Genomic DNA, 13,688 nt, shown 5'->3' on the forward strand with positions numbered 1-13,688 from the left:
TCCTTAGCTGTTTACTTTTAATGTCTCTACGGCAGCTTTTTCTGCCGCCAGTACAGGTACATAGGATGCCATAAAGTCTTCAAATCCCTTTACATCTGCTGCATCCGGAGCCATAGTGGATCCTTCCTGTCCGGCAAACACTTCTTTACTTAAATATTCATCCAGTGTCTGACCTTCTGCCTTATTCTTCATATAAGAAGCCAGAAGTGCAATACCCCATGCGCCGCCTTCTCCGGCTGTCTCCATAACGGTAACCGGTGTATTCATAGCTGCTGCCATGATGCTCTGTCCAACGCCTTTGGTCTTGAACAGTCCACCGTGGCCCATGAGTCGATCCAGTTCTACATTTTCCTGCTGTGTCAGAATATCCATACCCATCTTCAGAGTAGCTACGGAAGAATACAGGTGAGATCTCATAAAATTGGCCAGGTTAAAGTGTGCATTCGGAGTACGAACGAATAATGGACGTCCCTCTTCCAGTCCGGAGATTGGTTCTCCTGAGAAGTAATTGTAAGATACCAGACCGCCGCAGTCCTTGTCACCTTCCAGTGCTTTGTTGTACAGAGTTCCGTACAGATTGTTCATATCTACTTCCATACCCATGGTCTCCATGAACTCACGGAACAGACCTACCCATGCATTCAGATCTGAAGTACAAGTATTGCAGTGAACCATAGCTACCAGGCTGCCGTCTGGTGTGGTTACCATATCCAGTTCCGGATAAGCCTTAGACAGATCCTTTTCCAGAACTGCCATCAGGAAAATAGAAGTACCTGCTGATACGTTACCGGTACGCTGTTTGACACTGTTCGTTGCTGCCATACCGGTACCTGCATCGCCTTCTGCCGGGCAAACCAAAATACCGCTTTTCAGCTTGCCGGATACGTCCAGCTTCTTTGCACCTTCTTCTGTCAGGGCTCCGGCTTTTTCACCAGCTACCAGAACCTTCGGAAGGATATCTCTCAGTTTCCATGGGAAGTGCTTATCTGCTACCAGTGCATCAAACTTCTGTACCATAGTCTCATCGTAATCTTTCTTGCTGCAGTCAATCGGGAACATACCAGATGCATCGCCGATACCCAGATTCTTTTCTCCTGTCAGCTGCCAGTGAATATAACCCGCCAGTGTGGTGAAGTATGTAATATCTTTTACATGTTCTTCTTCATTTAAGATTGCCTGGTACAGATGTGCAATGCTCCATCTCTGTGGAATGTTGTAATTAAACTCTTTAAACAGTTTCTCTGATGCTTCTGCTGTGATCGTATTTCTCCAGGTACGGAACGGAACCAGAAGTTCATCCTCTTTGCCAAATGCCATATATCCATGCATCATAGCAGAAAATCCGATAGCACCGATGTTCTCCAGTTCTACATCATACTGCTTTTTCACATCTGCTGCCATGTCTGCGTAGGCATCCTGCAGTCCACCCCAGATATCTTCCAGCGTATAAGTCCAGATACCGTTGTCCAGACGATTCTCCCATTCATGGCTTCCGGATGCGATCGGTGCATTTGTGGAATCTACCAGAACAGCTTTGATTCTGGTGGAACCGAATTCGATGCCAAGTGCTGTCTTTGCATTTAAAATATCTTCTCTAATACCCATTTTTCTTCTTCTCCTTTAACCCATAGTACCGAGGGCAGATTTTTGCTCTGTCCTCGGTAATTTTTACTTTGTTTATAATGATTACACGATTTGTTCCATGCTTCGCACCCCTGTAATCATGATATTTATCTGTAGAAAATGCTTCCCATCTGCAGATCTCTCTTGAAGTCTCTGATCTTGGTGTCTTTGTCAATGTAAACTGCTTCGATGCCCATTGCTGCTGCCCAGTCACCCATCTGCTCTGCAGTCAGGTCATAAGAAAATGCAGTATGATGAGCGCCACCAGCCAGGATCCATGCTTCTGCACCAGTTGCCAGACTCGGCTGAGGTGTCCAGAATGCAGTTGCCACCGGAAGCTTCGGCATTGGTTTTTCTACCTTCTTGCAGTCTACATCGTTGATGATCAGACGGAAACGGTTACCCAGGTCAACCAGTGAAGTGGCAATCGCCGGACCTGTCTTGGAGGTATAAACCAGACGCGCCGGGTCTTCTCTGTCACCCATGGAAAGTGGGCAAACCTTGATGCCGATCGGGCCATCTGCGATAGTCGGGCAAACTTCCAGCATATGTGCTTCCAGAATACCTTCTTTTCCAGGAACCAGGTTGTATGTATAGTCTTCCATGAAGGAAGTACCCTTTGGATTCTTCACACCGGCGGTCATGATCTTCATCAGGCGAACCATAGCTGCTGTCTTCCAGTCGCCTTCCGCTCCGAATCCATAACCTTTTTCCATCAGTCTCTGCATAGCCAGACCAGGAAGCTGCTGCAATGCTCCCAGATCACCGAAGTGAGTAACGACTGCCTGATAATTCTTCTCTTCCAGGAACTTTTCAAAACCAATCTCAATGGCAGCCTGCACTGCTACATGTTTCTTAAATTCCTGAGGATCTCTTCCCTCCAGAATGATATCGTACTTGCTGTAATACTCTTCTACCAGAGTGTCGATCTCATTCTGTGGAACAGCAGATACATATTCTGCTACTTCGTTTACCGGATAAGCATCTACTTCCCAGCCAAACTTGATCTGAGCTTCTACCTTGTCGCCTTCGGTAACGGCTACGTTTCTCATATTATCTGCCACACGGCATACACGGATGTGACTGCTCTCCATGATACCGATTGCAGTAAGCATCCAGCTGGCGATTCGTTCCTGCACTTCTCTGTCAGCCCAGTAACCTACGACTACTTTTCTCTCGATTCCCATTCTGGAAACAATGTGGCCATATTCTCTGTCACCATGTGCAGACTGATTCTCATTCATGAAGTCCATATCAATGGTATCATATGGAATCTCACGGTTAAACTGTGTATGAAGGTGCATCAGCGGCTTGCGGTACTCCTGCAGACCAAGAATCCATGACTTTGCAGGAGAGAATGTATGCATCCAGGTAATCACCCCTGCACATTCTTCATCTGCATTTGCTTCGTTGAAGGTCTTACGAATCAGCTCATTCGTAATCAGAGTCGGCTTCCATACAATCTCATAAGGAAGTACTCCGGACTTATTCAGTTCTTCCACAATCTTCTGTGAATGCTCCGCTACATGTGCCAGGCATTCGTCACCATACAGATCCTGTGAACCAGTACAAAACCAGAATTTGTAATTTTTCATTGTTTTCATTGATGCTATCCTCCATTTATTTTACAATAATTCTGTATCAAATGATATACTAACTATAACTTTATTATTTTTTTTTCACAAGGGACGATTTTGTGAATTTGGTTGAATAATTTTGTAATACTGCAAAAATAAACACGAAAGTATGGTGGTATCGTTATGAAATTGAGTATGTGGATGATTGCAAACCGACTGACTTCCTTTGACCTGGAACTTCATATAAAAAACGATGCAAAACAAGTGTTAAAAAGTGCTCGCCAGGTATATGCCAATGATTGTGCTGTTGTCACAACACGTGGCTCCAATGTGATTTGTTATGATGCTTCTGATATTACCAATCAGATTATCATTAAAAACATGTCCATGACGCAGGGACTGGAACTGATTCAGAGCGTATTTGATTTTTATCAGGATTGGATAGATGATATCAAACATTATTTGAATGGATATTATTATCAAAAAGTCATTGATCTTTCATGGAATGTATTCCATAATCCAATGTTGCTTTTTAACGGTGGGCATCAGGTGCTTGCTATGAGTCGAAAATATTCCAACGAAGAAATGGGTAAAGAATGGCAATATCTAAAAGAATTTGGTTATCCGTCCATGGAAAATTTCCAGAGTATGAGACATAATAATACGCTGAGAGATATCGAATATGCCCAGCTTTCTTCTTTTACTCAGAATGATATGGATCATACCATGTCCAGTCCTATTCGTTTCCGTGACAAAATCTGTGGTCGCCTTATGATTCTGGAAAAAGAACGAAAATTTAATCAGGGAGATGTGCAGCTCCTGAATATTCTGGTAAACGAATTACGCCTGCCACTGGCAGAGCAAAAGTCAAAAGATCACCCACTGTCTGACAATAATTTCGACTGTATCGGAAATCTTCTGGATGGCACAGGCACGAATATCCAAAGTCTGTCTTTCCTTCTTTCCTACATGAACTGGAAAAGCGACGATTATTATAAAATTTATAAAATCAAAATTCAGGAACAGGGCGATAACCTTGCTGTCAAAGAACGTTTCTTTCTGGAAACACTGCGAAGAAATACATTTGGCTGCTGTGTTTTAAAAAGAGAAAAAGGCGGAGAACTCTATGTTGTGGAAAATCTAAACCTGACTCCTGACAGCCTTATAAAAGACGGACTTTTTAATCTTTCCAGATACAATCGTTTTCTTCTCACAGAAAGTCTGGAATTCCAGGGAATCTATCATCTGTGTTATCTTCGAGAACAGGCTGATTATGCAATGGATCTGATGCTGCTTTACCATTCTTCTGACGCAAACTCTGAAAAGCAGTGTGTATCTTTTTATGATTGTGCCATCGAATATCTGATTACTTCTGGTAATCTTGGAAAAAATATGTATGCGATTCATCCTGATATTCTTCGTCTATGGCGGGAGCGGAAACAGGATAATGATCATAAACTTGATACTTACATCTGTTACCTTGAAAACAATCGTTCTCTGAAAACGGCCGCTGAACAATTGCATCTTCATCGAAACACTCTGGTATACCGCATTAATAAAATTCAGGAATCTCTACATTACCATTCGAATGATTCTTATACGATGGATTATATCCGGCTTTCCATCCGTATCTTACATATTTTAGAAAAGAGAGGGATTCCATTAAACATAAACATCTGAATCTCTGTCAAAAAGGTGTGCACTTTTTACTGCACACCTTTTCTCCATCTTCCCGACAGGAAAAATATGGTTCCTATCAGAATCGGTGCAAATCCGGCCACCGCATCACCATACCAAAATCCTGTACTGTACCATTTCAGCACATATCCAAACAAGGCAGCCAGTCCAATACGCCCCATGATTCCATCAATCAGTGCAACTAACAGATTCAATCTGGAATTACCTGAGCCGTTAATCAACGAAAAGGCTCCTGCCCTTGTTGCGCATCCAAAGAAATTTAAAATAATCGGCATTACTACCAATGTTGCCTTTTCCAACACCTCCTGATCGTTGGTAAACAAAGTGAAAATGACATCCGGGAAACAGAATAACGCCACAGATGCAGACATTGCAATGACCAGACTGATGGTTAATACTACTTTCAGTATTTTCGGCACTCTGTCATATTTTTTTGCACCAATACTCTGACCTGTCATAGTACTTCCTGCTGTGGTAAAAGAATTCGATACAATCCCCATCATCATAGAAGATTTGTTATAAATTCCTGCTAAAGCCGAATAAATAACACCTTCTGCATTAATCCATGCTGTCAGTACGATTTTTGATATATTGATTGCAGCAGACTGAATGGCCATTGGAATCCCCAAAACTAAAAGAGGCTTTAATACTTCACCTGTTATCCGAAAGCTTTTTCTGCAAAAATCAAATCCAAACTCTTCTTTTTTCCTGTATAAATAAATCAGAGAAATCAAAAAACTGATTCCCTGTCCTATCACTGTTGCCAGGGCTGCTCCCGCAACTCCCATTTTGCAGAATACCACGAAATAAATATCCAGTATGGTATTGATAATCGCTGCGATCGCAATAAAGACAAACGGTCTTCTGGAATCTCCCATTCCTCTTAAAATGGCAGACACAATATTGTATCCATATATAAACCCCAGCCCGCAAATACATATTACCATATAATCCATCGTATATTGATATGACTCCGCCGGTGTATTCAGAAGATCCAGGATCTGATAACGAAACAGATAACAAACAACCGCCATCAGTAGTGCAATTGCAAACAAAAACGTAAACATCGTTCCAATCATTTTACTGATCATATCGTGTTTTTTAGCTCCCACATATTGAGATATGATAACCTGGCCGGCAGAAGCAAACCCCATCGCAAGAAATGTCAGTAAATGCAGTACATCCCCTCCTATGGATACTGCTGACATACCGCTTCCTCCTATCACCTGCCCAACGACTATCATATCCACCAGATTATAAACCGCCTGGAGCGCATTCGCCACAAACAGCGGCATGGCAAACATGACGATCAGTTTTGTAACACTTCCATTTGTCAGATCACGTACTATAGAAACCTGCCCTTCGCTTTTTCTCTCCATCTTGATTTCTCCTGCTTATTTTTTATCTCAGTCGAGACGACTCCCACCTCTTTCAGGTGGTGAGTAACAGCAAGTTCGTCTCAGTGGGAGTCCAATCTCCGACTGAGATAAACGCTCCGCGAGACTTGAATATGACGATTATGTCACTTCTTCACTCTTATTGTAATGCATTCTCATTTATCCATTTTTGGTATCACAGTACGAATTTATACCTTTTATTTTTTTATTTTTTTGTACCAAAACACAAGGTGTATTTTTTACATTTTTTATAAAATAGTGACAGTACTTAAGAATATTCTTAACATAATAAAAGAGACGTAAGAGAGAAATGTATTAGGAGGTGTTGTTATGGCAAAACAAAAAAAACCGATCAGTAAAGGATTAAAAACATTCTTTGGTGTTGGTGATCTCGGTTTTAACTGGATGACAAATATTGAGACTTATTATTATGCATATTTCCTGACAAATATTGCACAGTTTCCATTAGCTCTTGTAACTGTTATTCAGACCATCGGAAGTGTAATTGATGCAGCCTTATCCTGGACATATGGCATTATGTTAAACAAAATGAAACCTCTGAAATGGGGCCGTTATCGTTCCTGGCTGGTGATTCTGCCATGGGTTGTTCCATTCCTGTATCTTTTCCAATTTAAAAATATAGGAACCGGCGTCGGTGCTGCTGCCATCATTATCATTGGTACTGTATCCAGTCACATTGCCTGGAATATCCCATATGTTGCAAACATGGCAATGGTCAATATTGCTTCCAGTTCCGCCGATGATCGAAATGCTCTTTCATCTGTTCGAACTCTTTGGACTTATATAGCAAGAATGACTTACTCTTATGTCGGTCCTGGTCTTGTTGCATTCTTTACTGCAAAACTTGGCGAACATAATGCTTATGCAGCTACAGCATTCGCACTTGGTGCTATTATGGCAGCATTCTATTTCGCACACTTTATCATGTTCAGCGGATATGAGGAAACCGGTGCAGAAGAGATGGAACGTATGGCAAAAGAAGCCGCTGCCAAAAAAGAAAGCGGTGGTAAACAGGCTGGTATTGGAACTGCTATCGCATCCAATCCACAGGTTCTCGGTGTTCTTGGTGCTTATCTGTTTTATATGATGTACAGTTTCTGTTTCTCGGCATTCGCAGTTTATTACGGAAATTATATTGCACTGGATCCGAAATTCCTGACAAGATTCCTGTTATTCTCTAACATTACCGGAGTTCTCGGTTCTGTTGTTTGTCGAAAAGTTGCAAAGAAGCTTTCCTCAAAAGGAACTTTCTCTATTGCATTGATTTGTATTTCTGTACTGTATTTTGCATCCTATGTTTTCAGAAATACCCCAACTATCGTCATTATACTGATGTCAATCGGTGGTTTCTTTGCAGCATTTGTGACCTCCATGACTATCCCGATGCTGGCAAACTGCTCTATCTACAGTGAATACAAAACCGGTGTCAACTGTACCGGTGCTGTTATGGGATTTCTGAATGTGCCAATTAAACTTGCAGTTATCACCAGAGGTATTTTTATCTCTACTGTACTTGGTATTACAGGATTCAGCCCGGCTATCGCTGTAGAAGAGGCTTCTGATTCCGTTAAAAATGGTATTGCAGTCGGTTTTACCGTAATCCCGGCAATTCTTCTGTTAGTTGCTCTGGTCATCATTACCTTTGGTTACCGATTAAAAGACAGCGATATTGAAACATATTCAGCCGAAATTGCAAGCAGAAGAGCCTGATCAACCCAAAAACAAAAAAAGTAAATAATAGTAAATAATAAGGAGGAATTACCATATGTTAACAGCAAAAGAAAACTTATTAGAATGTATTCACGGTGGAAATCCTGATCGTTTTGTAAACCAATATGAATTTGTCAAACTGCTTATGAATCCATCCGGACTGCACAGTCCTCGTCCAAAAAGAGGTGAACCGGATTGCAAGAATGCCTGGGGTGTAACATATAGTTTTCCTGTAAATGTTCCAGCTGGTTTCCCTGTACATACTCCGGACAAAGTTGTTATTCAGGATATTGAACAATGGCAGAAATATGTGCATGCCCCATCTCTTGATTTTTCAAATGAAGAATGGGATATGTTCAAAGCTCAGTATGATGCTGTAGATACGACAAAAGCATTAAAAGCAGCTTTCGTAGCTCCTGGATTATTTGAACAGTGCCATCACCTTGGCGAAATCGTAAACACTCTTCAGAACCTGATTGAATATCCGGATGAAATGCATGATCTGATCAAATATCTGACAGAATACGAACTTCGTCTCGCAGAACTGATCTGTGATAAATTACATCCTGATACTCTCTTCCATCATGATGACTGGGGTGGTCAGAAAACTACTTTTATGTCACCGGCTATGTTTGAAGAATTCTTTGTAGAACCGTACAAAGAAATTTACGGATACTATCATGATCATGGTGTAGATATTGTTATCCATCATTCTGACAGTTATGCAGCAACTTTGGTTCCAGCTATGATCGAAATGGGTATTGATATCTGGCAGGGATGCTTCTCTACCAACAATCTTCCAGAATTAATCAAGAAGTACGGTGGAAAGATTTCTTTCATGGGTGGTATTGAAAATTGTCTCGTTGATTACGAAGGCTGGAACCGCGAAGATATCCGAAAAGTAGTAGATAAAACTTTAGCAGAATGCGGAAATAAATACTTTATCCCTTGTATTGCACAAGGTGGCCCTGGTTCTGTATTCAAAGGCGTATATGCTACACTTGGCGAAGAAATTGATGCTTACAACTGTGAACATTTCAATCTGAAAAAAGAAGACATTGAAGCAGCACGTTTACCAGAAGTAATCATGTTCTAAACTTTCAAAAGGCTGTCGGTTTTCAAAACCGACAGCCTTCTCTTATGATCTGCTGTTCATAAACAACCTATCTTTTTCCTATTTACACAACTCTGCAACCACCTGATTGATCACCTTGCCGTCGGCTTTTCCTTTCAGTTCAGCCATAACACTCTTCATAATCATACCTTTATTCTTTGTGGCCAGTACCTCTGCGAATTTTTCCTGCAGCACTGCTTTTACCTCTTCTGCTGACATCTGCTGAGGTGCAAATTCCTGCATTACATTATAACGAAACTGATATTCTTCCTTCAGGTCTGCTCTGCTGTCCGGGCAGGTATCAATCTGCTCTTTTACAGACTTCAGCTCTTTTAAGATTACCTGATCTACCATAGATGTCGGAATATCTTCTCTGCATCCTGCATCGATTCCTGCTTTTTTCACTGCGGAAACCAGTGCGGAAATAGCATCCTTGCGTGACTTGTCCTTTGCTTTCATTGCTGCGATCATTGCAGACTGTAATGTTGCTAATTCCATATTATCCAACCTCTTTTCTCTATATGTTCTGAATTTAATCTACCACAGGTTTTCCTGTATTTCAATACTACATGTTCAATCTCTTTCAGTATTATTTTATATACAAGCTTATTTCCCTTGTATTAAGGTAACATATTTGCTACACTAAAACTGTCAGAATACACACTGACCAAATTACCGAAAAGAAAGGGAATGAATTATAAAAGCATTCAAAAAATTATCCATGTATATCTTATCTGGTATGCTTTGCTTCGGTCTCGGTGCCACCACTCAGGCTGCAACGAAGGTCGGAAATGGTGTCTATGAAATGTCTACCTGGGCAGATGAAGGTGCTGAAACAGACACACTTACTTCCGTTGATATCACCGGTGATGGTAAAACCGACAAAATCGAAACCGTAACTACCAGTGATGAAATTGAACTGAAGGTAAATGATAAGATCGTCAGAATGTATCTTACCGGCAGCATCAATATCCAGGTTGTACAGCTTTCCAAAAAAGCATTTTTCGAAATCACTACCTATGAAAAGGGTGATAAGATTAACTGTGGCTTATATGAAATGAACAACAATAAGTTGAAACGTGTTCTGGATTACAAAAAACTGGTGAACCTGAAACAGTATGTGAAAAACAACTTTATCACCAGTAACGGCTGCTGGGGTGGTTTCCAGGCAACAAGCGTAAAAGGAAATACCATTTATCTGCGTGGATGGTTCGGAACCAAGAATCTTGGCCAGGTAAATGCCTTCAAACTTCCGCTTTCTTATTCCGGAAAGAAATTCACACTGAAATCAACAGCAGTTTCTGCAAATGTTGGTATCATTCCTTCCAAAAGTGGAGACTTTACAAGAACCTTTACCGCAGCTCAGAAAATTCAGACATACAAAGCTGCAGGTTCTTCCAAAAAAGCATTTGTTATTAAGAAGAACAGTAAATTCGCTGTAAAAAACTGGCCGTTGTGAAAAAGAACATCTACATTCAGGTAAAAGCCGGAAGCAAAACAGGATGGATCAAGTTAAATACATCTAATAAAAAAATGGTGAAACATACTTCGATCTCTGTTGCAGGCTAAGCACTGGCAAACACATCCATATTTAAATAACGGTACTTCGCATTTTGTCTTTTGCGAAGTACCGTTTCTTTATCTGAAAACACAGATTTTCCTGCCACGCACCATCGTTCCTCAGCTGTTCCTTACCGCATCCTTCATTCCCCTGATATATTCCTTCACATATGGCAGGCATTCTTCTCCATACTGCCCGCACAACTTAACGATCGCGCTTCCCACAATAGCTCCATCTGACACGGCTGCCATCTTTGCCGCCTGCTCTGGTGTGGAGATCCCGAATCCGATGGCGCATGGAATGTCTTTTGCTTCTTTGACCAGTTTTACCATGGCACCGATGTCGGTAGTGATCTCTTTTCGCACGCCGGTTACCCCCAGAGAGGATACACAGTAAACGAATCCACTGGCTTCTTTTGCGATCATGTAGATGCGTTCATGGGAGGTCGGGGCTATCAGGGAGATCAGATCCAGGCCGTATTTTTTACACGGTTCATCAAATTCTGCTTTTTCTTCGAATGGCACATCCGGAAGGATCAGTCCGTCCATGCCGATCTCAGCAGCTGTCTGAAGGAATCGGTCGGTTCCGTAGGAATAGACCACGTTGGCATAGGTCATAAACACCAGCGGAATCTGCGTGTTTTTACGGATTTTCCGTACCATATCAAAGATCTTGTCGGTGGTCACACCGCCGCTTAAAGCACGGGTATTAGCTGCCTGAATAACCGGGCCTTCTGCGGTCGGATCGGAGAATGGAATGCCCAGTTCCACCAGATCTGCACCTGCTTCTTCTGCTGCATAGACCAGCTGCTCGGTTACTTCCAGAGACGGATCTCCACAGGTAATAAATGGAATAAATGCTTTTCCGTTTTCAAATGCTTTCTTTACGTTACTCATGGATATCCTCCCCTCTGTATCTGGCGATTGCCGCACAGTCCTTATCTCCTCTTCCTGAAATCGTAATGACAATGATCTGATCTTTGCTCATGGTCGGTGCCAGTTTTCTTGCATAAGCTACGGCATGAGCACTCTCGATGGCTGGAATAATTCCTTCGGTTCTGGAAAGATATTCAAATGCTTCCACTGCTTCATCATCTGTCACTGGCACGTATTCCGCTCTTCCGATATCATAAAGGTGTGCATGTTCCGGTCCGATACCCGGGTAATCCAGTCCTGCGGAAATAGAGTAAACCGGAGCAATCTGTCCATATTCATCCTGACAGAAGTAGGACTTCATACCATGGAAGATGCCCAGACGACCGGTAGCAATCGTAGCCGCTGTCTCTGCGGTATTGACACCTCTTCCTGCTGCCTCACAACCGATAAGACGCACATCTTTATCTTCAATAAAATTATAAAATGTTCCAATGGCATTGGAGCCGCCGCCCACGCAGGCCAGTACAGCATCCGGAAGTCTGCCCTCTTTTTCCAGCATCTGTTCTTTGATTTCTTTGGAAATCACAGCCTGAAAATCTCTCACAATGGTCGGGAATGGATGAGGACCCATAACTGATCCCAGACAATAGTGCGTATCATCAATACGGTTGGTCCATTCACGGAATGCTTCTGATACCGCATCCTTCAGAGTTCCGGTACCGGATTTGACCGGGATAACCGTTGCTCCCAGAAGTCTCATACGATATACATTCAATGCCTGGCGAATGGTATCTTCCTCCCCCATATATACCACACATTCCATATCCAGAAGCGCTGCTGCGGTTGCGGTAGCCACACCATGCTGACCGGCTCCGGTCTCTGCAATCAGACGGGTCTTTCCCATCTTCTTAGCCAGCAGTGCCTGTCCCAGCACGTTATTAATTTTATGTGCTCCAGTATGGTTCAGATCTTCTCGCTTCAGATAGATCTTTGCCCCGCCCAGATCCTTTGTCATACGTTCTGCATAATACAGACGGGATGGTCTTCCCGCATAGTCATTTAGCAGCTGTGTCAGTTCTGCCTGAAACTGTGGGTCTTTTTTATAATGTTCATAGGCTACTTCCAGTTCAATCACTGCATTCATCAGTGTCTCTGGAATGTACTGTCCGCCGTGGACGCCAAATCTTCCTTTGTTAGACATCTTCTCTTGCTCCTTTTGTTCTTAAAATTATCTCTGGCCATGTTACCATATGGCTTTGCACAATCGGTTATCTCTATATCATAGCTATATTGTAGCTCCGTTTTTCAGATTCTCCAGCATAGCCTTTTTATCTGTTGCCCGCATCAGGGTCTCTCCGATCAGCACTGCATCGGTTCCGTTGTCCCGAAGTGCCTGTATATCTGCATGATTTTTAATACCACTTTCTGATACAAAAAGCACATCAGATGGTACCATGCTGCGAAGCCTTCTGCTCTGTTCCACATCCACTGTGAAGTTCTTCAGGTTCCGGTTATTGACTCCCAGGATCTTTGCCCCAGCTTTCAAAGCACGATCGATTTCTTCTTCCGTATGTGCTTCTGTCAGTACGGACAGCCCAAGTTCTGCTGCCAGCTGATGCCATGCTGCAAGCTGTACATCATCTAAGATTGCACAGATCAGCAGGATGGCTGAGGCTCCCAGATTCTTAGCCTGATAGATCATATATTCATCAATAGTAAAATCCTTCCGCAGTACCGGGATCTGTACCTGGTCTGTGATTTCTTTTAAATATGCATCCTTTCCCAGAAACCAGAATGGTTCGGTCAGGCAGGAAATGGCTGACGCTCCTGCCTGTTCGTATTCTCTGGCAATCTGCAGATACGGAAAATCCTCTGCGATAATCCCCTTGGATGGAGATGCTTTCTTTACCTCACAGATAAAGGAAATGTCTTCCCCTGCCAGTGCCTGTTGAAAACGGTAGTGAAACTTCCCATTCCCGGCTGCTTTTTCAGCAGCTGCCTTCTCTTCTGCTATCCGTCTGACCATCTCCAATGGTACCTTTTTCTTTTCTGCCTCGGTACGTTCACAGGTCTTTGCTGCGATCTCGTCTAAAATATTCATATTGCTGTCCT

11 protein-coding genes are annotated in these 13,688 nt (G+C 42.4%); 4 read left to right on the top strand and 7 right to left on the bottom strand.

Features of this window, described 5'->3' with window-relative positions; translation table 11 throughout:
* Positions 1-3: 3 nt before the first annotated feature.
* Together OCV47_RS13060 and araA are read right to left on the bottom strand one after the other, a co-directional pair.
* On the bottom strand, positions 4-1,605 hold the full coding sequence (locus OCV47_RS13060) for a xylulokinase (protein WP_262655514.1): 1,602 nt from the start codon (positions 1,603-1,605) through the stop codon (positions 4-6).
* Between the two features lie 125 nt (positions 1,606-1,730).
* The gene (araA, locus tag OCV47_RS13065; protein ID WP_262655516.1) at positions 1,731-3,227 is read right to left on the bottom strand and encodes an L-arabinose isomerase; all 1,497 of its coding nucleotides are present in this window, start codon (positions 3,225-3,227) and stop codon (positions 1,731-1,733) included.
* 156 nt (positions 3,228-3,383) lie between these two features.
* Between araA and OCV47_RS13070 the strand changes: the two genes are divergently transcribed.
* On the top strand, positions 3,384-4,880 hold the full coding sequence (locus OCV47_RS13070; RefSeq protein WP_262655517.1) for a PucR family transcriptional regulator: 1,497 nt from the start codon (positions 3,384-3,386) through the stop codon (positions 4,878-4,880).
* A gap of 26 nt (positions 4,881-4,906) precedes the next feature.
* Here the strand turns inward: OCV47_RS13070 and OCV47_RS13075 are convergent, their stop codons facing one another.
* Positions 4,907-6,277: an MATE family efflux transporter gene (locus OCV47_RS13075; RefSeq protein WP_262655518.1), complete on the bottom strand. Its 1,371-nt coding sequence runs from the start codon at positions 6,275-6,277 to the stop codon at positions 4,907-4,909.
* Positions 6,278-6,625: 348 nt separating this feature from the next.
* On the opposite strand from OCV47_RS13075, the gene OCV47_RS13080 reads away from it, so the two are divergent.
* Together OCV47_RS13080 and OCV47_RS13085 are read left to right on the top strand one after the other, a co-directional pair.
* Positions 6,626-8,026, top strand: a complete 1,401-nt coding sequence (locus OCV47_RS13080) for an MFS transporter (RefSeq protein WP_262655520.1) — start codon at positions 6,626-6,628, stop codon at positions 8,024-8,026.
* 55 nt (positions 8,027-8,081) lie between these two features.
* Complete coding sequence (locus OCV47_RS13085) at positions 8,082-9,122, top strand: uroporphyrinogen decarboxylase family protein (RefSeq protein WP_262655521.1); 1,041 nt, start codon at positions 8,082-8,084, stop codon at positions 9,120-9,122.
* Between the two features lie 78 nt (positions 9,123-9,200).
* Here OCV47_RS13085 and OCV47_RS13090 read toward each other — a convergent pair whose 3' ends face one another.
* Positions 9,201-9,638, bottom strand: coding sequence for a GatB/YqeY domain-containing protein (locus tag OCV47_RS13090; protein ID WP_262655522.1), 438 nt, complete (start codon positions 9,636-9,638; stop codon positions 9,201-9,203).
* A 223-nt stretch (positions 9,639-9,861) separates the two neighbouring features.
* Between OCV47_RS13090 and OCV47_RS13095 the strand changes: the two genes are divergently transcribed.
* Positions 9,862-10,599 carry a hypothetical protein gene (locus tag OCV47_RS13095; RefSeq protein ID WP_262655523.1) on the top strand — a complete coding sequence of 246 codons (738 nt, stop codon included), beginning with the start codon at positions 9,862-9,864 and terminating at the stop codon, positions 10,597-10,599.
* Positions 10,600-10,820: 221 nt separating this feature from the next.
* Here OCV47_RS13095 and trpA read toward each other — a convergent pair whose 3' ends face one another.
* The 3 genes from trpA to trpC all read right to left on the bottom strand — a co-directional run bounded on the left by trpA (position 10,821) and on the right by trpC (position 13,677).
* On the bottom strand, positions 10,821-11,597 hold the full coding sequence (trpA, locus tag OCV47_RS13100) for a tryptophan synthase subunit alpha (protein WP_262655524.1): 777 nt from the start codon (positions 11,595-11,597) through the stop codon (positions 10,821-10,823).
* Positions 11,590-12,777: a tryptophan synthase subunit beta gene (gene trpB / locus OCV47_RS13105; protein ID WP_262655526.1), complete on the bottom strand. Its 1,188-nt coding sequence runs from the start codon at positions 12,775-12,777 to the stop codon at positions 11,590-11,592. Before trpB ends, trpA begins: the two co-directional genes overlap by 8 nt.
* 84 nt (positions 12,778-12,861) lie before the next feature.
* The gene (gene trpC / locus OCV47_RS13110) at positions 12,862-13,677 is read right to left on the bottom strand and encodes an indole-3-glycerol phosphate synthase TrpC (RefSeq protein ID WP_262655527.1); all 816 of its coding nucleotides are present in this window, start codon (positions 13,675-13,677) and stop codon (positions 12,862-12,864) included.
* Positions 13,678-13,688: the final 11 nt, after the last annotated feature.

Source organism: Muricoprocola aceti, from assembly GCF_025567005.1.
GTDB classification, from domain to species: domain Bacteria; phylum Bacillota; class Clostridia; order Lachnospirales; family Lachnospiraceae; genus Marvinbryantia; species Marvinbryantia aceti.